This window comes from Rahnella sp. 1L-D-7-B-C2 (assembly GCF_057290995.1).
Genome location: NZ_JBXAVQ010000008.1, coordinates 63,804 through 89,306, shown reverse-complemented (window position 1 = coordinate 89,306; position 25,503 = coordinate 63,804). Strand labels below are relative to the sequence as shown.

Below are 25,503 nucleotides of genomic sequence, written 5' to 3'. Positions count from 1 at the left end.
CGTGCCCGCAATCCTTGCTTATCGGGAGTAAGTTTGGATAATGCGCCATTCTTCATAGTTAATGACCAAAACACCGCAGTGACCGAATACCGCGTCTTGCCAAACGGAGTGGAAACACCATGAAAAACGACGTCATTTCACCGGAGTTCGACGAGAACGGTCGCGCTATGCGCCGTATCCGCAGTTTTGTCCGCCGTCAGGGCCGTCTGACTAAAGGTCAGCAACACGCGCTGGACAACTTCTGGCCGGTGATGGGCGTGGAATATCAGGCAGAACCGCTGGCAATTGATGCACTGTTTGGTCGCGAAGCGCCGGTGGTGCTGGAAATCGGTTTTGGCATGGGCACATCCCTGGTGACCATGGCGCAGAACAATCCGCAGCAAAACTTCATCGGTATTGAAGTGCATTCGCCGGGCGTCGGTGCGTGTCTCGCGACCGCCCACGAAGAGGGTGTCAGCAACCTGCGCGTGATGTGTCACGATGCGGTAGAAGTGCTGGAAAAAATGATCCCCGATGGCTCGCTCGACATGGTGCAGCTATTCTTTCCTGACCCGTGGCACAAAGCGCGTCATAATAAGCGCCGTATTGTTCAGCCAGCGTTCGTTGAACTGCTGCGCAGTAAACTGAAAGTGGGCGGCGTATTCCATATGGCAACCGACTGGGAGCCGTATGCCGAACACATGCTTGAGGTGATGACCAGCTTAGAAAACTGGAAAAACCTCTCGCAGGAAAACAACTATGTCCCGCGCCCGGAATCGCGCCCGGTGACCAAGTTCGAAATGCGTGGCCAGCGTTTAGGCCACGGCGTATGGGATCTGATGTTTGAGAGGAAGCAATAATGGCTAAGAATCGCAGTCGTCGTTTACGTAAGAAGTTACACATTGCCGAGTTCCAGGAACTGGGCTTCTCTGTAAAATGGCGTTTCCCGGAAGGTACTCCGGTTGAAACCATCGACGAATCACTGGATCTGTTTATTGAAGGTGTGATCGAGCCAAACAAACTGGCCTTTGATGGCAGTGGCTATCTGCAGTGGGAAGGCCTGGTTTGCCGTCAGGAAATCGGTCATTGCACCGATGAGCACCGTGAGCAAATCAAAAAGTGGTTGGAAGACCATAAAATGGAAGCGGTTGAAGTATCAGAGCTCTTCGATATCTGGTGGGATTGATCTGCACAGATTGATTAAGAACGCTGAAATTAAAGGTGCCTTTCCGGCACCTTTGTTACATCTGGAGGCAGGACGTTGGGTACCGAACTCGATAACAGTTTGCTGGAAGAGATCCTCCAGCAGGTCAGGCCGCTGATTGGCCGTGGCAAAGTCGCCGACTATATCCCTGCGCTGGCTGAAGTCAGCCCCGATCATTTAGGGATCGCCGTGTGTACCACGAAAGGAGAAATCTTTCGTGCCGGTGATGCTGATACCCAGTTCTCTATCCAGTCAATCTCCAAAGTGCTGAGTCTGACGCTGGCACTGACCCGTTATCAGGAAAGTGAAATCTGGCAGCGCGTCGGCAAAGAACCCTCCGGCCAGCCGTTTAATTCGCTGGTGCAGCTGGAGCTGGAGCAGGGAAAACCGCGTAATCCATTTATCAATCCTGGCGCGCTGGTCGTGTGCGATATGTTGCAAACCCGCCTGACCGCGCCGAAGCAAAGAATGCTGGAAGTGGTACGTCAGCTGGCTGGATCGCCAGATCTCAACTACGATCGGCACGTTGCGCGTTCAGAGTTCGATCACTCCGATCGCAACGCGGCCATTGCGTACCTGATGAAATCTTTCGGGAATTTCGAGAATGACGTCATCACCGTTTTGCATACCTATTTCCACTACTGCGCTCTGCGTATGAGCTGCGAAGAACTGGCGCGTACTTTTGTCTATCTGGCCAATAAAGGCCATCCGTTAGGCAGTGAACAGCCGCTGATCGATGCCCGTCAGGCACGGCAGATTAACGCCATGATGGTGACCAGCGGCATGTACGACGGTGCAGGTGAATTCGCCTACCGCGTAGGGATGCCGGGGAAATCGGGCGTCGGCGGTGGCATTCTGGCCGTGGTACCGGGGGAGATGTGCATTGCAGTATGGTCACCGGAACTTGATGCGGCAGGGAACTCTTTGGCCGGTATTGCTGCCTTAGAACTGCTGGCTCAGCGTATTGGCCGTTCAATTTTTTAGTTTGCTGTCTTAGGGAGAGTACATGTTAGTGAAAACCGGTGTTGTGAAAAGTAGGGTTTTAAAGGCATCAGTGGCCGCGATGCTGGCGCTGACGGCATGGGGTGCGCAGGCAGATTACCAGTGTGCCGTGCAGCCAAAAGAAGACGTCGTCATCAAGCCGCAAACCGTGCAGGTTGTGGGCACCAGCAGCGACTTGCTGATCACGCCAAACGGTAACGTGACGCTCAACGGTAAAGAAATCACCCTGAGCGCGAAACAGCGTCAGGAAGCCATCGACTATCAGGCCTCCCTGCGCCGTGATTTGCCGTGGATAGATCAGGGTGCCACTGCGCATCTTGAAAAAGGCCGTGTGGCCGTTGACCGCGTCATTGTCGAAAAACTGGGCAGCGACAGCAATGTGCGCAACCGTCTGGTTACGCTCGACAAGCAGCTCAAGCAGCAAATGAACCTCATCATCGAACATCGTACCGATGGTCTGACGTTCCACCATAAAGCGGTCGATCAGGTTAAGCAGAATGGTCAAAAGCTGATGGAACAGACCATGGGCGGCGTGATGCAAGACAGCATCAATGAAATGGGTCTGAAACAGGCGGCCAGCGGCGGTAATCCGCTACAGGCGATGATGGGCAATCTTGGCGGTCTGCAACAGGCGGTCCAGGATGAGTGGAACAAGCAGGAAAAAGAGTTCAAAGCCTTTGGTGATGATGTCTGTAAGCGCGTGACCGCACTCGATACGCAGCATAAAACCCTGCTGGCAGATTTGAAACAGTAAGATCGCAATATATATCAGGGGGAGTGATCCCCCTGATATGAGTTCCTGATTAAAATAAGAAAGTGGCCTTATATCTACCAAACATATTGGACTCTGAACATCCAGGTAGAAATATCAGGCGATCCTGATTCCTCCTGTGTTGTATCGGTATAGGCAACGGCCCCGCCAAATTGTGGTGATAACATAAATCCCAACGACGCGCCTAATAATACATTCTGTTGCTTATTATTTTGCAGGCTACCATCAATACGCGTCTCACCGCCTTTACTGAACGTGCTATCCAACGAAATCCACAACGCCTGATTCACCGTCAGGCTTAAATGTCCTTCAGCAGTATAGAGAGGGCGCTGTGCGAGATGATGACTGCCGAGATATTCGTCATTATCCTGATAGAAAGAAACCATGGGATTAACCTCAATCCAGAATGGCCCGATCGGATAACCAAAAGCCAGTTCAGGTTTCATTACCCAACGGTTTGCCCCGATATTAAGCAGCTTGTGTTTATCGTAATCTCCGGTAGGTGCGGTTATCCATAACGCCGTGGTTAAAAACATTTCGGGTGTCCAGAGTCTGAATTCCTGACTGTTTAACGCGGGTGCACCAAAAATATTATAAACGAGCGCGAGTTGGAAATCGCCTATTCCATTATTAGTATGCGTATCTCCATTAAATGTTGATCCATCCAGAGACGCCCGAATATTGGCAACGGGTTGCATTAACTGGATACCCGCGGTATGCCCCTGCAGGTTGAATGAACGGGCATAACGGAGAATATACAAATCAGCATCCACAGAAGCATTATCTACTGGAAGAGAAGAGTCGATAGACGTGTTGCTATTAATATTACTGTAATAACCAAAAAGTATATCAATATCATCGGGCACATTTTGCCAGTCGCGAGCGTTATCAGCATAACCCGCACATGGCAATATTAAATAAAAAAACGCAATCGGTCGTATTTTATTTAACATCCATTTATAAGTCATTTTATTTCATCCTGGTGATGAGATTATTGTTAATAGATGGATTTTCGATAAGTTATGGTGTCACAATCTTGAACATGCCAGGGAATATATCGAGCATCCCTTGTAGTTCTTTTACTTTATCCTGGTTTCCTTCAATTATGGTCTTGGAGCTTTTCAGTACATTATCTAATGGCTCACCTTGCATGAACAGGCGAGAGAACGTGGTTTTATCGGTTTTTAGCAAAACATCTGCCTGAGGGAACGGCCTGTTAAGATTATATAGGATGACGGAGTTTTTTAATACGATGCCATAAACGGTGCCATCCGGCATCTGCCAGTTGATTACAATGTTTTTATTTAATGCTTTTTCCGCATTAAGACGCACTCCCATATAGTCCAGAATAAGCTCAGGATCCATCGCGCGAACCATATCGATGCTGGCGGTATTGATTGGAGCATTATCAGGAACGCCATTACGCAATTCATACGCGCCCATCAGATACTCATTTCGCCATGTTGCATTCTCCGACTGATAACCCAATTGCTCGAAGGCATCAGCCTGCAAATTTCTCGCTATCTGATTTGTCGGGTCAGAAAAGACCACATGTTTTAAGACTTCAGCAGCCCAACGATACTCCCCGGCGGCGATAGATTTTCGCGCTTTTTCTAAGACCTGATTTTCACCGCCCATAAATTCAACATATTTTTTTGCCGCTTCACTGGGTGGTAAAGGATTAAGATCGGCAGGATTACTGTCGTACCAGCCTATATACCGTTGATATACCGCCTTGGCGTTGTGACGGACTGAACCGTAATATCCACGGTTATACCATTCATTTGCAAGGCCTGGTGGAAGAGTCAACGTTTCGGCTATTTCGTTCATGGTCAAACCTTTATTTACTAGATTCAATGTTTGATCATGAATGAATTTAAACATATCTCTCTGATTAGATAAGTAACTTATTATTTTTTGATTTCCCCATGTCGGCCATTGATGCTGGGCAATCACAATCTCAACGTTGTTAAGGTGTTCATTGATGGCAAGATTCAGCACCTTCCACCAGGAGCTCGCGTCGCGAACCTGCGCGCCGCGCAGAGTATAAATATTGTGCAGGGTATGAGTGGCATCTTCGGCAGTATCCAGCATCTTGAACTGTGGGAACCAGATGAGCATCTCTGCTGGTGCCTCAGTATCCAGCGCCATCTGGAATTGCATTTCGACTCCTGCAATAACCCGTTTTTCACCGGTTTTCCTGACAGTATCGGTTGGCGGTATCAGGGTAAATGTCCCGATTGACGTCGTTTTCCCTAAACCCGCATCAACCTGACCGCGAGCACTGCGTGGCAACATCGCGCCGTACTGATAGAGCGTTCTTCTGCTCATGGCTGTCCCTGCAAGCACATTTTCGCTGACCGCTTCTTTCATGAAACCTTCCGGGGCAATAATGGTGACTTTGCCTGAAGCAATATCTTTTTCATCCACGACGCCACGTACGCCGCCATAGTGATCGGCATGGCTGTGTGTATAAATCACCGCGACAACAGGTTTAAAAGGACGATGTTGGTAATAGAGTTTTAACCCTGCGCTGGCTACTTCGGTGGTGACCAGCGGGTCAATAATAATAATACCTTTATCACCCTCTATAATTGTCATGTCGGAAAGATCAAATCCTCTAATCTGATAGACTGAATCTGTTACTTTAAATAAACCATTCAGCATGTTTAGCTTTGCAATTCTCCACAAACTAGGATTTACGGTGTCAGGTGCATCACCCTTAATGAAACCATAACTTTCCATATCCCAGGAGATATTCCCTGCCGAATCTTTAATCATCATTGGAGTCAGCGTTGCGATAAAACCTTTAGCGGCATCCTGAAAATCGTCCTGATTATGGAAGTTTGACTCTTTATATACGGCGTTATTCATCGCCCGTGTATAGGCACTGGCATCTTTTGGTTGTTCGGCTGAAAAAACGATGTGGCTACAGGTTGTCAGTGTCAGAAATAAAGCAATCTTGGAAAGTTTCATTTGATCCCTCAATTAAATTAATTACTGCTTTTATGGCGGCATTCAAACTAACCGAACAGTATTTATATGTTAAGGATCAAAAACAGCTAACAAAGATAGTTTGCTACTAATTTCAATTATAATAGTAACAATTGAAATTAGTAACAAGCACATTTGTTTCATGAATTAATAATCATGCGGTAATTTTAGTTAATTATTGATGTGGCTTTGTTAACTTTTTAAATATGAACTGTATTATTTAGGAAGACGGCCAGAACCGCCGTATAGGCTTGTTTTTAAGCCAACAGTTTTTTTTACTTTTTGAAAGGAGGGAAATGCATTAAGAAAAGAGGGTATTTCTATATGTTTCTTAGTGTTTTAATTTATTAACAATAAACTCTGTTCATTTGTTAATTTATAACTCTATTTATAGCCTTAATGATTAAGAATGATAAAAAAAAGTCGGCTACAGATAGCCGACTCACCTTCATTAATAAATACAAATCATGTATTTACTCCGCTAAAAAAATCTCCAGCAGTGAATTCAGGAACAATTTCCCTTTCCGGGTAATTTGCCAGTGCGTCGGGTTTTCAATCAGATATTCTTTCCCGATAGCCTCGTCCAGCTCTGCACGGATCGCGGATTCTTCCAGTCCGGTATACAGGCTGAATTCTTCGCGCGGAGCCGCTTCCAGCAAGCGAAAACGGTTCATGAAGAACTCAAACGCCAGATCTTCGGTTTCGACCGCATGCTGTTTGTCCATGTAACGCCCCTGCATATAGCCGCGCGGGTGTTTGGTCTTCACGGTCCGCAGGATCCGCCCGTCAGGCTGTGTCAGCTTACCGTGCGCGCCACAGCCGATGCCGAGATAATCCCCGAATCGCCAGTAGTTGAGATTGTGCTGGCACTGATAACCCGGCTTGGCATACGCGGACGTTTCATATTGCTGATAACCAGCTGCCGTCAGCAGTTGATCGCCTTTCTCGAAAATATCCCATAGCGCATCGTCATCCGGCAGCGTTGGCGGGCGCGAGGCATACATCGTATTGGGCTCGATGGTCAGCTGATACCACGACAGGTGCGGCGGATTTAGAGCGATGGCCTGACGCAAATCATCCAGCGCTTCTTCCAGCGTCTGATCCGGCAAGCCGTGCATCAGATCCAGATTGAAGCTGCGCAGGTTAAGGCCTGTGGCCAGATGCGCGGCGCGTTTAGCTTCTTCAGGACCGTGAATGCGCCCCAGACGCTCCAGTTTCTGCGCATCAAAACTTTGTACACCAATCGAAATACGGTTCACACCGGCGCGCTGATAAGCGCTGAAACGGTCAGCTTCGACGGTGCCGGGGTTGGCTTCCATCGTGATTTCAGCACCGGCCTCCAGTGGCAAACGTGCCCGCACGCCGTCGAGCAGGTCCTGCATCGCTTTGCTGCTCAGCAGGCTTGGCGTTCCGCCGCCGATGAAAATCGTCCCTACGCTGCGATCGCCCACCAGATGCAGATCGGCATCCAGATCCGCCAGCAGATGTGCGACATAATCATCATGCGGCACCTCGCCCTTTAACGCGTGCGAGTTGAAATCGCAGTAAGGGCATTTTTGCACGCACCACGGAATATGAATGTAGAGACTCAGCGGCGGCAACTTACGCATTCTTTTGTACTACCTCTTTCATCGCAGCCAGCAACAGTTTCAGCGCCTGACCACGGTGCGACACCGCGCTCTTTTCTTCACGCGTCAGCTCTGCGGCCGTTTTGCCAGACTCAGGCACGAAGAAAATCGGGTCATAGCCAAAACCGCCTGCCCCGGCTTCGGCGAAAGCAATCTCACCCGGCCAGCTGCCGTGGCAAACCAGCGGCGTCGGATCTTCCGCATGGCGCATATATACCAGCACGCAATGGAACTGCGCAGCGCGCTGCCCCTGCGGCACGTCTTTCATTGCAACCAGCAGCTTGTCGAGATTTTGCTGATCGCTGGCATCGACACCTGCGTATCGGGCGGAATAAATCCCCGGTGCGCCTCCAAGGAAATCGACCGCCAGACCGGAGTCATCGGCAATTGCAGGCAAACCGGTTTCGGCTGCGGCGTGGCGCGCTTTCAGGATGGCGTTTTCAATGAACGTCAGACCGGTTTCTTCGGCAGACTCAACGCCGAGTTCGGTCTGTGCGACCACGTCCAGTCCGAAATCTGCCAGCAGATGGGCGAGTTCACGGACTTTACCGGCGTTGCCGGTAGCTAATACGACTTTCTGCATGGGAAGATCCTGATTTAACGAATTATTCAGCGAGCAGTACCGCGACCTCGGCCGGGATATTTTGCGGATGGGTAATGCGGACTTGTTTATGGCGGCCCAGCTCGCCCTTTTCAATGCTGACCTGACTTTTGGCGACTTTAAACTGTTTGGCGAGAAATTTCACCAGATGCGTGTTCGCCTGACCGTCAACCGGTGGGGCGGTGATGGCGACTTTCAGTTCATCGCCATGCAAACCAACCAGGCTGTCACGGCTGGCTTTGGGCTGGATAACCAGCCGCAAAACCAGTTCGTCAGACTGCCAGTAAACCGGACTTAGAGCTGGAACCACAAGGCACCCAGCAGATCCATACCCAGATAATTCAGCATGTAGAGGATCAGAATCACCACCATTGCCGAGAAATCAATGCCGCCCATTGCCGGAAGAATACGCCGAATGGGTGACATCAGCGGTTCTGTCAGCTGTAAAAGCAGGAAATCCATCGGGCCGCGACCCTGGCTCACCCAGCTCATCAGTGAACGGATGATCACCAGCCAGAACACCAGATAACCGGCGGCTTTCACCAGACCGATCAGGCCGATCAGCAAATTGCTCAGCCCGATATAAATGCCGCCGCTTTGGATAAGCAACAACAGCGGGAATTTCAGTGTGCACAGCAGGAAAGCCAGCAGCAGACTTGCGCTGTCGATCGGCCCCAGTGGCGGAATAATACGGCGCAGCGGCCCGATAACGGGCTGTGTAATCTTCACCACAAACTGTGAGAACGGATTATAAAAGTCCGTGCGTGCCCACTGCATCCAGATACGCAGTAGTAAAACCATGACGTAGAGGTCGATAAGTGTTTTGACCAGAAAAGTCAGCGTAAGCATAAAAAACCTTATGTGGTGTCGAAATTATTATGAGTCCTGAATCAGAACAGTTTTTCCATTTCCTGCGCGCGGGTAATGGCGGCCTGCATGGCCTCGGAGACAATCTCCGGTAATTTACGGTCGGTGAAGACTTTTAGTGCTTCAAAGGTGGTACCGCCTTTGGACGTCACATTCTCACGAAGTTGTGACAATGGCGTGTCCGGGCTGGCGGCCACTAGCGCGGTGGCACCGCTGGCGGCTTGTTCAACCAGCATCCGCGCTGCCTCGGCGCTGAACCCCAGACGCTGCGCTTCGGCCTGCATTGCCTCCATAAACAGGAAGAAATACGCCGGTGCGCTGCCTGCGGCGGCAATAATGTGGTTGATGCCTTCTTCGGTATCCACCCAGCAAATTTTGCCGACCGCAGTCATCAGTTCGCCGCTGTAATCGCGATCCGCCTGCGATACCTGTTTCGGCGCATACAGCCCGCTCATGCCTTTTCCCACCAGGGATGGCGTATTCGGCATGATGCGCACGATGTTCAGATTATCACCCAGCAGCTCGCAGAAACGCGCGACGCTGACGCCTGCGGCAATCGACAGTACCAGTTTGCCGCTAAAATCCACGTCTTTTTGCAGTGCTTTACACACATCCGCCATCATTTGCGGTTTGACGGAGAGCACCACCACGTCCGCTTCTTTAGCACAGCCGTTATTATCGCTGCTGCTTATCACGCCGTATTTTTCAGCCAGCGCATCGCGATGGGTGGTGGAAGGTGCACAAACGCTGATAAGCGCCGCCGGATAGCCACTTTCGACCAGACCCGAAACGATCGCGCCTGCCATGTTACCTGCGCCGATAAAACATAATTTGCGATGTTGCATTCATGCTCCTTGCTTTTAATAGGGACTGAATTGAGCCAATCAATAGTAAAGCAGTAAACCGCCTGACACCGGTTACTGTTTTGCGCTGTAATCACGAGCACCAAAAATGGCGGTGCCGATACGTACCATGGTGCTGCCAGCGGCAATCGCAGCGGGCATATCGTCGGTCATGCCCATCGACAGCGTATCCGCCTGCGGGCAAATCGTCTGCAAGGCTTTCAGTGCCTCACGCATCTGGCCGAAGACCTCAAGCTGGCGCGCATAATCGGTTTCTGCGGCCGGGATCGCCATCAGGCCGCGCAGTTGCAGATTCGGCATCGCCATAATCTGCGTAGCCAGCGCTGCGACATCAACGACGGCAATACCGGATTTACTGGCTTCATCGCTGATATTTACCTGAATCAACACGTGTAACGGCGGTAAACCAGCAGGACGCTGTTCGTTGAGGCGCTGGGCGATTTTCAGCCGGTCGATGGTGTGGCACCAGTCAAAATTCTCTGCAACTAAACGGCTTTTGTTCGACTGTAAAGGCCCGATAAAGTGCCAGGTGAGTGCGGGCTGATGTCCGGCAAAGTGGGCTATCTTATCCACCCCTTCCTGCACATAGTTTTCACCGAACGCCAGCTGACCGGCGGCAATTGCTTCTTCGACAGCGCTCGCAGGTTTTGTTTTGCTGACTGCAAGCAACGTAATTTCTTCTGAAGACCTGCCGCAAAGTTGTGCAGCGGCTGCGATTTTCTCGCGGACATTCTGTAAGTTCTGCTCAATAGCGTTTTGCTGACTAAGGCTCATAGGGACTCAGGAGGATTTCAACATGGATATTGATGGATTAGTGGTGCGTAGTGTAAAGCAAAATGCCTCCGATCTGCACCTTTGTACCGGCTATCCGCCGATGTTGCGCATAGATGGCCAATTATGCCGTTGTGAGGATCTGCCGGTACTCAACGCGCCACAGATGCAGGCGCTCTGCAGCCAGTGGCTGGATGACGCGCAGCAGACGGTTTTGCAGCAGGCAGGGCAGGTGGATAAAGCACTGATGCTTGGCGAAGGCGTGCGGATGCGACTCAATGTCTTCAGGCAATGGCACGGATTGTCTGCGGCGCTGCGGCCAATCCCCGCTCGTTGCCCCAAGCTGGCAAGTTTGCTGGCACCGGAGATTTTGCAGCACGTCATCATGCAGGAGGATGGTCTGATTCTGGTCACCGGTGCGACCGGCAGCGGAAAATCTACCACGCTGGCGGCGCTGATTGACCATCTCAACCGTCATTCGGCGCGGCATATTATTACGCTGGAGGACCCGATCGAGCTGATTCACGTCAGCGAGCGATGTCTTATCCAGCAACGCGAGATGGGTTTGCATACGCGATCGTTTGGTGAAGCGGTACGCGGCGCGCTGCGGGAGGATCCTGATGTATTGCTGCTTGGCGAGCTGCGCGATACTGAAAGCATCCGGCTGGCGCTGACGGCAGCGGAAACCGGGCATCTGGTGCTGGCGACGCTGCATACGCGCAATGCGACGCAGGCCATCGACCGGCTGGTCGACGTCTTTCCGGCAGAAGAAAAGGCTTTCGTACGGGCACAGCTGGCGGGGAGTTTACGCGCGGTGGTGGCGCAAAAACTGGCGGTGACGCAAGCGGCAGAAGGCAAAAAGGCGGGCAGGGTGGCGCTGTTTGAAGTGCTGACATCGACGCCCGCCGTGTGCAATCTCATCCGCGAAGGCAAAACGCATCAGCTGGCGGACATTCTGCAAACCGGCGCGCAGGCCGGAATGCAGACGTTTGCGCAAAGCCAGCAGCAACGGCAGAGCGACGGATTACTGACTATGACGCAGGCTAACTCCATTGCTTCTCAAACCAGCTTTCCAGGATAATCACCGCCGAGGCGGCATCCACGCTGCCTTTGTCGAGCGCGCGGAAACCGCCACGGTCGAACAAATCAGCGCGGGCTTCGACGGTACTCAGACGCTCATCATGCAGCTCCACCTGAACGCCAAAACGTCCGTGCAGACGATTGGCGAATTTACGGGCGCGGGCGGTCAGCGGCTGTTCGGTGCCGTCCATGTTCAGGGGCAGGCCAACCACCACGACGTCCGGCAGCCACTCTTTGAGCAGCTTCTCGATCTTTTGCCAGTCCGGCGTGCCGTCCTGCGCTTTAAACGAGGTCAGCGGGCGTGCAGTACCGGTGACTTCCTGACCGATGGCCAGGCCAATGCTTTTGGTGCCGAAGTCGAAAGCAAACACCGTGCGGTTCGCCATTATGCGTGCCCCGCGTGGGTGGCGAGCTGGCTGACATCAATGCCGATCATTTTCGCGGCTTCGCGCCAGCGGTCAGCAATCGGCGTGCGGAACAGAATGTCGCTGCTGGCTTCAATCGTCAGCCACGCGTTATCCAGCAATTCTTTTTCCAGCTGGCCCTGTTCCCAGGCGGCGTAACCGAGGGCCACCAGCACATCTTTCGGCTGGTCGGGCGTCCCAAGAGTTTCCAGCACGTCTTTAGAGGTGGTGATCATGGTGCTGTCGGAAATAAGAATGCTGGAGCCAAAACCTTCGCGCGGGGTATGCAGGATAAAACCGCGATCGTCGGCCAGCGGACCACCGGAGAAGACCGGGCGATCAAGGCGAATACTTGGGTCGCGTGGTTCAGGGTTGATATCCAGCTTGTCGAGGACATTTTCAATGGTGAAATCGTCGACCAGCTTATTAATCACCAGACCCATTGCGCCATCTTCATTGTGCTCACAGATATACACAACAGAACGTTTGAACTGGGGTTCATCCAGCCCGGGCATCGCAATTAGAAAGTGATGTTGTAGATTCATGGTATGCAGGATGTTTAACCTCAGAAAGTAATGATGGCGCAGTCAACTGCGCCATTGTGCAGCAGTTTTGTTTAGCGCGCAGCGAGGCGCTTTTCGATAGCGTCCATCAGCATGCCGGTGACGGAAATCGGGAAGGCTGCTTCAATTTCACGTGCACAGGTCGGGCTGGTGACGTTAATTTCAGTCAGGCGGTCACCAATGATATCCAGACCGACAAAGATCAGGCCCTTCTGCTTGAGGATTGGCGCCACGGTGCGGGCAATCTGCCAGTCACTTTCGCTTAACGGACGCGCTTCGCCACGGCCACCTGCGGCCAGATTACCGCGGGTTTCGCCCTGTGCAGGGATGCGTGCCAGACAGTAAGGCACCGGTTCGCCATCGACCACCAGAACGCGCTTGTCACCGTCTTTGATAGCAGGCAGATAGTTTTGCGCCATGCAGAAACGGGTGCCGTGCTCAGTCAGGGTTTCGATAACCACCGAGACGTTAGCGTCTTCCGGTTTCAGACGAAAGATAGATGCGCCGCCCATGCCGTCCAGCGGCTTGAGGATCACATCGGTGTGCTCTTTATGGAAGGCTTTCAACTGCGCGGAATTGCGTGTCACCAGCGTATCTGGCGTCAGTTCTGGGAACCATGCGGTGAACAGCTTTTCGTTACAGTCGCGCAGGCTCTGCGGTTTGTTAACGATAAGCGTGCCTTTCTCTTCTGCACGTTCGAGGATGTAAGTGGCATAAATGAATTCGGTATCGAACGGCGGATCTTTACGCATCAGGATCACGTCAAGTTCCTGCAGGGCGATATCCTGCTCGGTACCGAATTCATACCAGCCGTCGTAATCTTGTTTTACGCTGAGTTTTTTGGTCGTCGCACGGCCTTCGCCGCCGCGCAGATACAGGGAATTCATTTCCATGTAGTGCAGTTCGTAACCACGACTCTGCGCTTCCAGCAACATAGCGAAACTGGTGTCTTTTTTGATGTTGATGGATGAAATCGGGTCCATCACGATGCCAAGCTTGATCATGTCGTTTCCTCTTATCCCAGATCGCCGAAACGGACCTGTAAGGCCGTTATCGCGGTGAGTGCTGTGGTTTCTGTACGCAGAACACGGGGTCCCAGCAGGATATCAGTAAATCCGTAACCGGAAGTCATTGCAATTTCATCGGCGGACAAACCGCCTTCCGGGCCGATCAGCAGACGGACATGCTTCACCGGCAGCGGCAGGGTATTGATGCTGTGGCTGGCGCGCGGATGCAGGTTCAGCTTCAGGCTGTCATCCTGCTCTGCACACCAGGCTTCCAGTTGCATCGCCGGACGAATTTCCGGGATACGGTTGCGGCCACACTGTTCGCAGGCGGCAATGGCGATTTTCTGCCACTGCTGTAATTTTTTCTCCAGACGCTCGCCGTCCAGTTTGACGCCGCAGCGCTCGGAGAACAGCGGAGTAATGGTGTTTGCACCCAGCTCGATGGATTTCTGAATGGTGAATTCCATCTTATCGCCGCGCGAAATCACCTGGCCGAGATGCAGATTTAGGGGAGACTCGTTGTCAGACAACACGCCTTCGCCGAGGCTGACGCGCACACTTTTCTTATCCACCTGCGTAATGCTGGCCTCGAAGACCTGATTGCTGCCATCAAATAGCTGGATTGCCTGACCGGGCTGCATACGCAGAACGCGTCCGACGTGGTTAGCGGCATCTTCGCACAGTGCAATTTCGCTGTGGGCGGTCAGTGTTTCAGGGTGATAAATGCGGGGTATGCGCATGTGTGGCTGCTGTCCTTAAAGTGTTTAAGCGGGCTATTTTGGCGTGATTAGCCCGCAATGTCGCGAGCTAATGTGCTCTGATGGCGTGTTTAATACTAAGTTAGCTTTTTCTCTGAGCGCAAGCCTGCTGCACGTAAGGATTATGATTCCCCTGTACGTCAGCGATGCGATTATCGCGTTCGCATTCCCACGCGGTGACCGGATACTGGCGATCCCAGGCGCTAAACAGCTGTGTTTGCTGGCGGGAAAGATTGAGTTTGTACTGGTCGCGCATATAGAAATAGGTGCGGGCGATAGCGCCGCGTGCGCGGACAGGCGGCTCGGCGGATTTGGCTTTAAAGTCGACTTTCATCTCGCAGCGCCCGTACTGGCCTTGGCCGCCATTCCACTGGCTGTACATAAAGTTGTTGCGGTCACCGTTCACTTCGCCAATTGCCGGCTGAAGATTATGCAGATCGGTTTCTACCTGACGATAATCGGCATTTTTCGCACAGTTTTTGCGCCCGCCGTCCTGCCAGCACTGCATCTGGTGGCCGAACTGCCACGCAGGCACCACGTGTTCCCATTCAATCCGGCTGGCGCGCTGTTCACTTTTACGTACCGCATAACCGCAGGATTTCAGATCCGGCGTACCTTTTTTGCCCTGCCAGCTAATATCACATCCGCAATAGAAAGAGGGTGCACCCTGATTGATTTTGACGGCCGCGGCTTTGGCCTGGTTGAAATTGTTGATGTTCTTGCCGGACTGGCTGAATACGCTGAGCGGTGCGAGTGCCAGGATAAACAGAAAGGCTGAAAGTGTTTTACGAAACATGTTTCCAAATGACCTGATGTGAAAAGGTCGGAAGGGTAACGGATGCGGCGCGGTGTGACAATGGGACATTGCTGCTATTTAGTGATTGAAAAATCAGCAATTAGTCGTGCCTTTAGCGTTAAACCGTAACAGTTCGCCGCAATGACGGCAGCGGTATTCCGACTCTTTACGCATCACTTTATTGTGACGACGTACGGTCAGCTGGTGATCGCGGCAGGCGCACAGATACGGATACGTTTTACTCTGCACCGAGGCGACTTCGAACTTGTGAGTACGGCTGGCAGAAACGCCGAGGACGTGCTCCATCATCCAGCGCCACTCTTTACCGTGGGGCGCAGGTGCGCGGCCAAATCGGCGGAAGACCAGCAAATGCGCCAGTTCGTGCGGGACCACTTCATCAATAAACGGTTGCTGATTTTCCTGTAAGAGCACTTGATTCAGCCGGATTTGCCAGTGTTGCAGATACGCACTGCCCGCGCTGGTGCCGCGTTGCTGATAGGTGATTTCCGGCTCCGTATAGTCGGTGCCAAAAAACTGATTTGCCATCTGGAGTTTTTCCCGCAGGCAGCGCATAACGGCTTGTTGCAGGGCGATGGGGAGGCGTGAGGTTTTCATCAGGCGAAGGATAAAGGCGGTGGAGAGGAGATGCAATATAGAATTCCTCCCCTTTGCAGGGGAGGAATGTGACGCTTACTTACCGATGTCGCGCAGTGCTTCGCCTTTCATCAGATTGCGTTCAATGTGTTCCAGAGAGACGTTTTTGGTCTCAGGGATTAGCGCAATGGTGATGAAGATGAAGACCACGTTCAGCGCGGCGTACACCCAGAAGGTATTGGCGTTGCCGAGCGTTTCCAGCATGGTCAGGAAGGTGGCACCGACTATCATGTTAGCAATCCAGTTGGTTGCCGTGGAAACGGTGATACCAAAATCGCGACCTTTCAGCGGCTGAATTTCGGAACACAGTACCCAGATCAGCGGGCCGGCACTCATCGCAAAACCTACGATGAACATCAGCAACATGGCGATAGAGAAGTATTTCGCAAAGTCAGATTCCACACCGATGTGCAGCATCGTACCGAGAATACCCATACCGACTGCCATCACCAGGAAGCCCAGTTTGAGCGTTGGTTTACGACCCCAGCGGTCAACCAGACCGATAGCAATGAAGGTCGCCAGCACGTTGACCAGACCGACAATCACCGTGCCCCACATTTGCTGAGAAGTACTGGCGAAACCGGCGATGCCGAAGATTTTAGGTGCGTAATACATGATGACGTTCATACCGGTGAACTGCTGCATCACCTGCAACAAAATCCCAAGATAAACCGCACGACGGAAGTTTTTGTTATTGATGAACAACCCCCAGCCGCTCTGTTTCACTTTCAGGCTTTCACGGATTTCATCCAGTTCGCTTTTCGCCTGCGCGGTGGAATCGCGCAGTTTTTCCAGCACGCGGCGGGCTTTGTCGTCATTGCCACGCGCGGCAAGCCAGCGCGGGCTGTCCGGCAGGAAGAACACGCCGATCAGCAGCAGCAGGGCTGGAATGGTGATCACGCCCAGCATCCAGCGCCATGCGCCGCTGTAGCTGAAAGCGGTATCCGACAGATACGCCGCCAGAATACCGATGGTGATCATCAGCTGGTACATAGAAATCATGCTGCCACGGATTTTCTCCGGTGCGATTTCTGACAGATAAATCGGCGCGGTGTAAGACGCGACACCCACCGCCAGGCCCAGCAGAACGCGGGCGACAATCAGCACTTCGGTGTTTGGCGCGAAGGCGGAACACAGCGAACCGACCACGAACAGAACCGCGCCGATCATCAGGCTGTATTTACGGCCAAGACGGAAGTTCAGCCAGCCACTGCCGACGGCACCAACAGCGGCACCGAACATCATTGAGCTGACCACCCACTCCTGCTGATGGTTGGTTATCTGAAAATCATGGCTAATAAACGGCAGTGCGCCAGCGATGACACCGATGTCCAGACCGAACAGAAGTCCGGCCAGTGCAGCGAGAAAACAGACAAAGAAAGTGACGCTTTTATTCGAGCGTTTTCCTTTGGTCGACGTTGAGTTGTTCATCCGGTCTCCAAAATAGTGCAATCGTATAGTGTTTGTAATAATGCTTAGGCTGTTATGTTATTAACCCTGCCTCCAGCTTAACGTGAACCCGGTCACAGTGTTGTAATCGCTTACACTAATGGCTGTGGTTGGAATCATTGTTCTGGAAGGGATTCAAAGAGATGCAAAGCAGGAAGGGAGAAAGCCGTTAAAGTAATAGTGCATAAATTGATTTATATCAATCAAATTTCTGTTTCAAACTTTTACCTATAGAAATAATGCATTATTTAATAACAAGTTATTAGCTGTAACCGTTTTCATTCTGGGCGGTGTTTATGTCGTTTTAGGAATTTTCCTCAAATTTCAGATAAAAAAAACCCTGCCACAAGGACAGGGTTGATGTGCAGAACTGTCTGAAAAATGACTTACAGGCCAGCAGCGTCGCGCAGTTGTGCGGCACGGTCGGTTTTTTCCCAAGGGAAATGTTCGCGACCAAAGTGACCGTACGCAGCGGTTTCTTTGTAGATTGGGTGCAGCAGATCCATCATCTGGATCAGACCGTATGGACGCAGGTCGAAGAACTCGCGCACCAGCAGGGTCAGTTGCTCGTTAGAAATTTTACCGGTACCGAAGGTTTCCACCATGATGGACGTCGGTTCTGCCACGCCGATAGCGTAAGACACCTGAATTTCACAACGGTCAGCCAGACCGGCAGCCACGATGTTTTTCGCCACGTAACGCGCAGCATATGCCGCTGAACGGTCAACCTTAGACGGATCTTTACCGGAGAATGCACCGCCGCCGTGACGGGCCATGCCGCCGTAGGTATCGACGATGATTTTACGCCCGGTCAGACCGCAGTCACCCATTGGTCCGCCGATAACGAAGCGACCAGTCGGGTTGATGTGGTATTTGGTGCCGGCGTTCAGCCATTCTGCTGGCAATACAGGTTTGATGATTTCTTCCATCACCGCTTCCTGCAAATCTTTCAGGCCAATCTCTTCAGAATGCTGGGTGGAAAGGACGACCGCATCGATACCGACAATTTTGCCTTCGTCATACTGGAAAGTGACCTGGCTTTTCGCATCAGGGCGCAACCACGGGAGGGTGCCCGCTTTGCGAACTTCAGCCTGACGCTGCACCAGACGGTGTGCGTAAGTGATTGGGGCTGGCATCAGCACGTCGGTTTCGTTGGTCGCGTAACCAAACATCAGACCCTGGTCGCCGGCGCCTTGCTCCAGCGGATCCTGGCGGTCAACGCCCTGGTTGATGTCCGGAGACTGCTTACCAATGGCGCTCAGTACGGCACAGGAATTGGCATCGAAGCCCATCTGGGAATTGACATAGCCAATCTCACGGATGGTCTGACGGGTGATTTCTTCTACGTCGACCCAGGCGGTAGTGGTGATTTCACCGCCCACGAGGACCATGCCGGTTTTGACATAAGTTTCACATGCAACACGTGCTTTCGGGTCTTGTTCTAAAATCGCGTCCAGTACGGCATCGGAAATCTGGTCAGCGATTTTATCTGGATGTCCTTCAGAAACTGATTCGGACGTGAAGAGGTGTTTAGCCATTATGTTCTTTACCTTCATACGACGGGTTAGATATCACTGCATAGCACTGGGGAGACTGGCAGATGAGGAGCGGTGCTCGCCATTGTCGCAATGCGTCCTGCATGTCCCCATAAGGCAAAGCCTTGAAGCAGTTTGAGCATTAATCCGCAAGTTTGCTACGGACGGATTAACATCTGGACGGCTATTTTAGGATAGCAGGTGTTACGAAAGCCAGTCATTTTTGTGATGAACATGGCGTTTTCGTGCGCCTTTGCAGTGATATTCACGCATTGAAACCATCAAGGCTGCATTTTCATTTTGCATTTACAGCGTGTTGCCGGTATAAACGCCGCGCGCCCGGCACTTTCTCGACGCCCGCGTATCCCAGTAATTACTGTTTTCTCAGCTCGAATGCCCGCGGGTGATGCGTGGCACGTGTGGAGGTGGTTAGGTTAATGACCCACTTTTTACCGCTTGTTACATTTCAACAGCATCCCCGGCAGACATTGTTTATCGCTGCCGCACGCCTTTCTGAAAAATTTCTGTCATCAATCCGATGTTATAAACAGCCTGTCCGTCGGATGGACGCGTTTATGCAGCCTGACTATAGACAGTTCAGTCTGCGACATCTGAGCGCTACTCAGCCACATCGGGCCGGTTAACAGCCGCTTCCCCCGTTAAAACTGACGTAGCCTGCAACCTTAGGGGCGTTATTCCTATGGTTTCTTCTGACCCGTTCCACGGAGTCTAATGATGAATTCTATAATCACATGAGTGAAAAACAGTTTGCCAACCCTGGCGCACAGGTTTTTATCCTGTCTGAAAGCCATTCGTTCGGGTTGTTCTCACCTGTTGTTACTGCGATAGTGGCTGGCCATGTTGTCAGTGTAGAAAGAGGATTTACCTATGTCTGATGACATCCAGTCCCACCGTCCGTCACATGCGGGCGATACCGTTTCTTTGCGCTCCATGCAGGAGGTTGCCGTGAACGATCGTGATGCCAGCAAAATGCTGCGCACTTACAACGTTGCCTATTGGGGTAACAATTATTATGACGTCAATGAACTGGGCCACATCAGTGTTTGCCCGGATCCCGATGTCCCTTCAGCACGCGTGGATCTGGCGCAACTGGTGAAAGACATGCGTGAGCAGGACGGTCAGCGTCTGCCGGCGCTGTTCTGCTTCCCACAAATTTTGCAGCACCGTCTGCGTTCGATTAACGCCGCGTTCAAACGTGCGCGCGAATCGTTCGGCTACGAGGGTGACTACTTCCTGGTGTACCCGATTAAGGTGAACCAGCATCGCCGCGTGATCGAATCGCTGGTCGAATCCGGCGAACCGCTGGGTCTGGAAGCCGGTTCGAAAGCCGAACTGATGGCGGTTCTGGCCCATGCGGGCATGACCCGTTCGGTGATTGTCTGTAACGGCTATAAAGATCGTGAATACATTCGTCTGGCGCTGATCGGCGAGAAGCTCGGTCACAAGGTGTATCTGGTTATCGAGAAGATGACTGAGATTAAGCTGGTGCTGGAAGAAGCTGAACGTCTGAACGTGATCCCGCGTCTGGGTGTACGTGCGCGCCTGTCTTCGCAGGGCTCCGGCAAATGGCAGTCCAGTGGCGGCGAGAAATCCAAGTTTGGTCTGGCAGCGTCACAGGTTCTGCAACTGGTCGAAATGCTGCGTGAAGCAGGGCGTCTGGAAAGTCTGCAATTGCTGCACTTCCACCTCGGCTCCCAGCTTTCCAATATTCGTGATATCTCCACCGGCGTTCGTGAATCCGCGCGTTTCTACGTTGAGCTGCACAAGCTGGGCGTCAACATTCAGTGCTTCGACGTCGGCGGCGGTCTGGGTGTGGATTATGAAGGGACCCGCTCGCAGTCTGACTGCTCGGTGAACTACGGTCTGAATGAATACGCTAACAACGTGATCTGGGGGATTGGCGATGCCTGTAACGAACATGGCCTGCCGCACCCGACTGTGATCACTGAGTCTGGCCGTGCCGTGACCGCACACCATACCGTGCTGGTGTCTAACATCATCGGCGTTGAGCGTAATGAGTTCCGCGATCCGATCCAGCCAGCCGATGACGCGCCGCGTGCGCTCGGCAGCATGTGGGACACCTGGAACGAAATGCACGATCCGGAAAACCGCCGCTCGCTGCGTGAATGGTTGCATGACAGCCAGATGGATCTGCACGACGTTCATTCGCAGTATGCACACGGTATTTTGGATCTGACGCAGCGCGCCTGGGCGGAAGACATCTACCTGAACATCTGCAACATGATTCAGGGACAGCTCGATCCGAGCAACCGCGCACACCGTCCGATCATCGACGAATTGCAGGAACGCATGGCGGACAAACTGTACGTCAACTTCTCGCTGTTCCAGTCAATGCCCGACGCGTGGGGTATCGATCAGCTGTTCCCGGTTCTGCCGCTGGAAGGCCTGGATAAACCGCCGGTAGGTCGTGCGGTACTGCTGGATATCACCTGCGACTCCGACGGCACTATCGATCACTATATCGATGGTGACGGCGTGGCGACGACCATGCCGATGCCTCCGTATGATCCGGAAAATCCGCCAGTGCTGGGCTTCTTTATGGTCGGCGCGTATCAGGAAATTCTCGGCAACATGCACAACCTGTTCGGTGATACCGCAGCAGTGGACGTGTTCGTTTTCCCTGACGGCAGCATTGAAGTGCAGCAGTCGGATGAAGGCGATACCGTCGCTGATATGCTGGAATACGTGCAGCTGGATCCGAATGTTCTGCTGGCCCGTTTCCGCGATCAGGTGAAAGAAACCGATCTGGATGCCGACCTTCAGGCGCAGTTCGTCGAAGAGTTTGAATCCGGTTTGTACGGTTATACTTATCTGGAAGAAGACGAGTAAAAGCGCACAATAATCCGGCTTGAAGCTGAGCCGGATTAAGGTAAAATTCGCGCCAACAGCAGTACAATATGAATTTGTAGAAATCCCTTTCAGGTCGGGCAAACGACGTGGTGGGGATTTTTTTTCATCTATACTTCACCACTCTGTGTCAGCAGCAGGCTGCACGGCGATGCAAAAAGAGGACATTTTTATGAGTAAATTAGTGAGCACTTTAGGTAATGAGCCTGATAACTCCCTGGTTTCCAACGCATTTGGTTTTCTGCGTTTCCCGCTGAACTTCCAGCCGTACACTGCGGAAGCTGACTGGGTCATCACCGGTATTCCTTTCGACATGGCGACCTCCGGCCGTTCAGGCGCACGTCTCGGTCCTGCCGCTATCCGTCAGGTGTCTGTGAATCTGGCGTGGGAAGGTCAGCGCTGGCCGTGGGATTACGATCTGCGCGATCGTCTGAACGTCATCGACTGTGGCGATCTGGTGTTTAACTTCGGTGATGCACAGGATCTGACGGATAAACTGCAACAGCACGCTGATAAAGTGCTGTCGTCCGGCAAGCGTATGCTGTCTTTCGGCGGTGACCACTTTGTAACCCTGCCACTGTTGCGCGCACACGCTAAACATTTCGGTAAAATGGCGCTGGTGCATTTCGATGCGCACACCGACACTTATTCCAACGGCAGCAAATTCGACCACGGCACCATGTTCTTCCATGCGCCGAACGAAGGCCTGATCGACCCGAATCACTCTGTGCAGATCGGTATCCGCACCGAGTTCGACAAAAATCTCGGATTCACCGTTCTGGATGCCGCGCAGGTTAACGACCGCACCGTGGATGATATTCTGGCGCAGGTTAAGCAAATCGTCGGCGATCTGCCGGTTTACCTGAGCTTTGACATCGACTGTCTGGATCCGGCACATGCACCAGGCACCGGCACACCGGTCATCGGTGGCCTGACGTCAGACCGCGCGCTGAAACTGGTTCGCGGCCTGAAAGACTTGGATCTGGATATCGTGGGTATGGATATCGTGGAAGTGGCTCCGGCTTACGACCAGTCTGAAATCACTGCGCTGGCCGCTGCGACCCTGGCGCTGGAAATGCTGCACGTGCAGGCGTCCAAAAAAGGCTGATAATCAGTCCATTTCGTCATTCTCTTAAGGCACCCATCGGGTGCCTTAATTATTTGTATCGTGAATGTATTTTTATTGATTATATAAAATTAAAATTAGTTTTTAACTCAACACTTAGCGTAAAAATCATTTCCCCGCAAATAACCGTCATCCGCACAGTTTCATAATTAAATTACCCCGCTCATCCTTTATTCTGCACGCCGTTTAAATTCGCACCGGCTTACGATGTATTTGTTGAGTGAATAATAAAATTGAAATCAATTCATAATTTTTATAAAAATAAAATAATCCCTCCGTTTATTTTTCTGCCTCTCTTTATTTCACTCAGCGGCTGCGCGTGGTTGCACGATGAAAAACCGGCAATCGCTGAAACCGATATTGCGCAACTGCGCACGCCGCAGATTCCACAGGCCGCGATGCAAAAATGGCCGGGTTCTAACTGGTGGACGGACTATCACAATCCGCAACTTAACGCGCTGGTGGCGCAGGCGCTGAAGGACTCCCCGTCGATTGCCGTGGTGCAACAGCGCGTGGAAGTGGCGAAGGCGCACATCAAAATGAGCGAAGCGAGCGACGGGCCGCAGGTCGATTTCGGCGCTGATGTCGAGCGGCAGAAAATGTCGGCAGAAGGCGCGATGGGGCCGTTTGCCCTTGACGATCCGGCGGCAGGCACTACCGGCCCGTGGTACACCAACGGGACATTTGGCCTGCAGGGCAGGTATGAGCTGGATCTGTGGGGGAAAAATCGCGCACATATCCAGTCAGCGCTTGGTGTTTATCAGGCAAAGCAGGCTGAACTGGCCGAGGCACGTCTGCTGGTCTCTTCTGCGGTGGTGGAGCTTTACTGGGATATCCAGACTTACATGGCACTTAAGCAAACGCTGATGGATCTCCGGGAACAGGAAACGCTGATCGCCAAAACTGATCGTCAGCTTTACGAACAGGGCGTCACGTCGTCGATTGATGATACCAGCACGTCTATCAGGCTGGCGAAAATCGACGAACAGATCGATGCGTCGAAAGGGCGGCTGCGCCTGTTGCAAACCTCATTGCAGGCGATGCTGGGTATGAATGCGCCGGCGGTGCAGTTAACCCCGGTCACTTTGCCTGAGATGAAAGACAGCCTGCCGTCGGTATTGGGCTATGAACTGCTGGCGCGCCGCCCGGATTTGCAGGTCGCACACTGGTATATCGAGGCGTCACTGAGTGCAGTTGATGCGGCCCATGCGGCGTTTTATCCGAGTATTAATCTCATGGGCTTTCTGCAATACGATGCATTGCACATGAGTGATCTGTTCCGCAGTTCGGCGCAGCAGATGGGCGCGATTGCCGGACTGACGTTGCCGGTGTTTGACAGCGGCAGGCTGAATGCCAACCTGGACATTGTGCGCGCCAACAGCAATCTCAGTATTGCGTCGTATAACAAAGCGGTGGTCGAGGCAGTGAGTGATGTGGCGAAAAGCGCCAGCCAGGTGCAGACGTTATCGGATGAAAATGCGCATCAGCAAACCGTACTGGACGGCAGCCAGCATATTTACTCGCTCGCGCAACAGCATTTCAGCGTGGGAATAATCAGCGGCGCGCAGGTGGCAAAAGCTAAATTGCCGCTTCTGCAGGAGCAGGCTAAAAAGATTCAGTTGCAAGGGGAATGGATCAGCGCCGATATTCGTCTGATCCGTGCACTTGGCGGTGGTTACCGCGCTCAGAATACGGAAACCGTCCATCATGGCTGAACAGTTTGGAAATGAAAAGCGCAGCGTTCTCTGCGAACACTGCGCTTTATCTGGTGGGGCGGGGCGTTATTTATCTTGCGCCATCCGTTCTTTCATATGATCGGCGCGTTCCTGCGATGGCGGGTGTGAACTGAACAAACTCTTCTCGCTGCCACCGCTCAGTTTTGCCAGTTTCTCAAACGCCGTCACCAGACCTTTGGTAGGCAGTTTGCGTTTTTTCAGTAAATCGTAAGAATAATCATCGGCGTCAGATTCCTGTTTCTGTGAGAACTGCGCGTTGATCAGATCTTCGCCCAGATCTGCCAGCTGAGTGCTGGAAAGCTGGCCGACGACGCCACCCGCCGCGCCGGCTGCGGTATGTGCTGCGGCCGCACTATAAGCCACCTGCATGGCTTTTTTGGTATGGCCCAGCGCCACGTGCCCCATTTCGTGGCCCAGTACGCCTTCGATTTCATCGTCGTTCATCATGTCCATCAGACCACTGTAAACGCGGATACAGCCGTTGCCCATTGCCCAGGCATTGACGTCGCTGGTCAGGTAAACTTTATAGTTAGCCGGGGTACCGTTAATGTTATTACCGAGGTTTTTAGCAATCTTATTCAGGCGTTTGGTATATTTACTTTTTGCTGATGCAATGCTGGAACCGGCATCCATTTCTTTGCAGGCGCCGTCAGTCATGTTTTTCACATCCTGATCGGTCAGCGTAGCAGCTTTATAAGCCTGGGAGCCTGAATCCAGTAATGCATTGGTATTCAGACCGTTTTGACAACCGCTTAATAATACCGTTATGCCAACCGCAATGGCCGTTACGCGAAAATCCATAATCCATCTTCCTTTGATAGTGAA

Annotated in this window: 25 protein-coding genes; 8 read left to right on the top strand and 17 right to left on the bottom strand. The window is 52.3% G+C overall.

The genetic code is table 11. From position 1 onward, the window contains the following. Positions 1–119 precede the first annotated feature (119 nt). The 4 genes from trmB to AC0Z7K_RS14740 all read left to right on the top strand — a co-directional run bounded on the left by trmB (position 120) and on the right by AC0Z7K_RS14740 (position 2,939). Positions 120–839, top strand: a complete 720-nt coding sequence (gene trmB / locus AC0Z7K_RS14755; RefSeq protein ID WP_112164157.1) for a tRNA (guanosine(46)-N7)-methyltransferase TrmB — start codon at positions 120–122, stop codon at positions 837–839. Beyond that, complete coding sequence (locus AC0Z7K_RS14750) at positions 839–1,165, top strand: YggL family protein (protein ID WP_112164158.1); 327 nt, start codon at positions 839–841, stop codon at positions 1,163–1,165. Before trmB ends, AC0Z7K_RS14750 begins: the two co-directional genes overlap by 1 nt. A gap of 75 nt (positions 1,166–1,240) precedes the next feature. Beyond that, positions 1,241–2,167, top strand: coding sequence for a glutaminase B (gene glsB, locus AC0Z7K_RS14745; protein WP_485615013.1), 927 nt, complete (start codon positions 1,241–1,243; stop codon positions 2,165–2,167). A 22-nt stretch (positions 2,168–2,189) separates the two neighbouring features. After that, positions 2,190–2,939 (top strand): YggN family protein, encoded by a 750-nt coding sequence (locus AC0Z7K_RS14740; RefSeq protein WP_485615012.1) that lies wholly within the window; start codon positions 2,190–2,192, stop codon positions 2,937–2,939. 74 nt (positions 2,940–3,013) lie between these two features. On the opposite strand, the gene AC0Z7K_RS14735 is transcribed toward AC0Z7K_RS14740, so the two are convergent. The 8 genes from AC0Z7K_RS14735 to AC0Z7K_RS14700 form a co-directional block, all read right to left on the bottom strand. After that, on the bottom strand, positions 3,014–3,925 hold the full coding sequence (locus tag AC0Z7K_RS14735) for a transporter (protein WP_485615011.1): 912 nt from the start codon (positions 3,923–3,925) through the stop codon (positions 3,014–3,016). A 52-nt stretch (positions 3,926–3,977) separates the two neighbouring features. Beyond that, positions 3,978–5,933 (bottom strand): alkyl/aryl-sulfatase, encoded by a 1,956-nt coding sequence (locus AC0Z7K_RS14730; protein ID WP_485615010.1) that lies wholly within the window; start codon positions 5,931–5,933, stop codon positions 3,978–3,980. Between the two features lie 491 nt (positions 5,934–6,424). After that, positions 6,425–7,561 carry a radical SAM family heme chaperone HemW gene (gene hemW, locus AC0Z7K_RS14725; protein WP_413527935.1) on the bottom strand — a complete coding sequence of 379 codons (1,137 nt, stop codon included), beginning with the start codon at positions 7,559–7,561 and terminating at the stop codon, positions 6,425–6,427. Further along, positions 7,554–8,162: an XTP/dITP diphosphatase gene (locus AC0Z7K_RS14720; RefSeq protein WP_485615009.1), complete on the bottom strand. Its 609-nt coding sequence runs from the start codon at positions 8,160–8,162 to the stop codon at positions 7,554–7,556. The genes hemW and AC0Z7K_RS14720 overlap by 8 nt, the downstream gene beginning before the upstream one ends. Before the next feature lie 22 nt (positions 8,163–8,184). After that, entirely contained in the window at positions 8,185–8,490 is a 306-nt protein-coding gene (gene yggU, locus AC0Z7K_RS14715) for a DUF167 family protein YggU (protein WP_413527937.1), read from the bottom strand. Further along, positions 8,475–9,029, bottom strand: a complete 555-nt coding sequence (locus AC0Z7K_RS14710; RefSeq protein ID WP_112164164.1) for a YggT family protein — start codon at positions 9,027–9,029, stop codon at positions 8,475–8,477. The genes yggU and AC0Z7K_RS14710 overlap by 16 nt, the downstream gene beginning before the upstream one ends. Before the next feature lie 41 nt (positions 9,030–9,070). Beyond that, positions 9,071–9,892 (bottom strand): pyrroline-5-carboxylate reductase, encoded by an 822-nt coding sequence (gene proC, locus AC0Z7K_RS14705; RefSeq protein WP_413527938.1) that lies wholly within the window; start codon positions 9,890–9,892, stop codon positions 9,071–9,073. A gap of 72 nt (positions 9,893–9,964) precedes the next feature. Then, positions 9,965–10,684 carry a YggS family pyridoxal phosphate-dependent enzyme gene (locus tag AC0Z7K_RS14700; protein WP_485615008.1) on the bottom strand — a complete coding sequence of 240 codons (720 nt, stop codon included), beginning with the start codon at positions 10,682–10,684 and terminating at the stop codon, positions 9,965–9,967. 22 nt (positions 10,685–10,706) lie between these two features. Between AC0Z7K_RS14700 and AC0Z7K_RS14695 the strand changes: the two genes are divergently transcribed. Beyond that, a complete protein-coding gene (locus AC0Z7K_RS14695; protein WP_485615007.1) occupies positions 10,707–11,762 on the top strand; it encodes a type IV pilus twitching motility protein PilT in 1,056 nt (351 codons plus the stop codon). Here the strand turns inward: AC0Z7K_RS14695 and ruvX are convergent. From ruvX to metK, 8 genes are all read right to left on the bottom strand, one after another. Next, positions 11,725–12,147: a Holliday junction resolvase RuvX gene (gene ruvX / locus AC0Z7K_RS14690; RefSeq protein ID WP_485615006.1), complete on the bottom strand. Its 423-nt coding sequence runs from the start codon at positions 12,145–12,147 to the stop codon at positions 11,725–11,727. The genes AC0Z7K_RS14695 and ruvX overlap by 38 nt on opposite strands. Continuing rightward, complete coding sequence (locus AC0Z7K_RS14685; RefSeq protein WP_413527942.1) at positions 12,147–12,710, bottom strand: YqgE/AlgH family protein; 564 nt, start codon at positions 12,708–12,710, stop codon at positions 12,147–12,149. The genes ruvX and AC0Z7K_RS14685 overlap by 1 nt, the downstream gene beginning before the upstream one ends. A gap of 71 nt (positions 12,711–12,781) precedes the next feature. Further along, complete coding sequence (gshB, locus tag AC0Z7K_RS14680) at positions 12,782–13,732, bottom strand: glutathione synthase (RefSeq protein ID WP_413527943.1); 951 nt, start codon at positions 13,730–13,732, stop codon at positions 12,782–12,784. Between the two features lie 11 nt (positions 13,733–13,743). Then, a complete protein-coding gene (rsmE, locus tag AC0Z7K_RS14675) occupies positions 13,744–14,475 on the bottom strand; it encodes a 16S rRNA (uracil(1498)-N(3))-methyltransferase (protein ID WP_413527944.1) in 732 nt (243 codons plus the stop codon). A gap of 100 nt (positions 14,476–14,575) precedes the next feature. Then, positions 14,576–15,289 (bottom strand): deoxyribonuclease I, encoded by a 714-nt coding sequence (endA, locus tag AC0Z7K_RS14670; protein ID WP_485615005.1) that lies wholly within the window; start codon positions 15,287–15,289, stop codon positions 14,576–14,578. A gap of 93 nt (positions 15,290–15,382) precedes the next feature. Beyond that, entirely contained in the window at positions 15,383–15,904 is a 522-nt protein-coding gene (locus AC0Z7K_RS14665) for a SprT family zinc-dependent metalloprotease (protein WP_485615079.1), read from the bottom strand. 75 nt (positions 15,905–15,979) lie between these two features. Continuing rightward, the gene (locus AC0Z7K_RS14660) at positions 15,980–17,374 is read right to left on the bottom strand and encodes a sugar porter family MFS transporter (protein ID WP_112164173.1); all 1,395 of its coding nucleotides are present in this window, start codon (positions 17,372–17,374) and stop codon (positions 15,980–15,982) included. A 404-nt stretch (positions 17,375–17,778) separates the two neighbouring features. After that, positions 17,779–18,930 (bottom strand): methionine adenosyltransferase, encoded by a 1,152-nt coding sequence (gene metK, locus AC0Z7K_RS14655; RefSeq protein ID WP_485615004.1) that lies wholly within the window; start codon positions 18,928–18,930, stop codon positions 17,779–17,781. 885 nt (positions 18,931–19,815) lie between these two features. Here metK and speA point away from each other — a divergent pair. From speA to AC0Z7K_RS14640, 3 genes are all read left to right on the top strand, one after another. Beyond that, positions 19,816–21,798: a biosynthetic arginine decarboxylase gene (gene speA / locus AC0Z7K_RS14650; RefSeq protein WP_413527948.1), complete on the top strand. Its 1,983-nt coding sequence runs from the start codon at positions 19,816–19,818 to the stop codon at positions 21,796–21,798. 202 nt (positions 21,799–22,000) lie between these two features. Beyond that, positions 22,001–22,924, top strand: a complete 924-nt coding sequence (gene speB, locus AC0Z7K_RS14645; RefSeq protein WP_485615078.1) for an agmatinase — start codon at positions 22,001–22,003, stop codon at positions 22,922–22,924. A gap of 260 nt (positions 22,925–23,184) precedes the next feature. After that, positions 23,185–24,657: an efflux transporter outer membrane subunit gene (locus AC0Z7K_RS14640; protein WP_485615077.1), complete on the top strand. Its 1,473-nt coding sequence runs from the start codon at positions 23,185–23,187 to the stop codon at positions 24,655–24,657. Between the two features lie 66 nt (positions 24,658–24,723). Here AC0Z7K_RS14640 and loiP read toward each other — a convergent pair whose 3' ends face one another. After that, entirely contained in the window at positions 24,724–25,479 is a 756-nt protein-coding gene (gene loiP, locus AC0Z7K_RS14635) for a metalloprotease LoiP (protein WP_485615003.1), read from the bottom strand. Between the last annotated feature and the right edge of the window lie 24 nt (positions 25,480–25,503).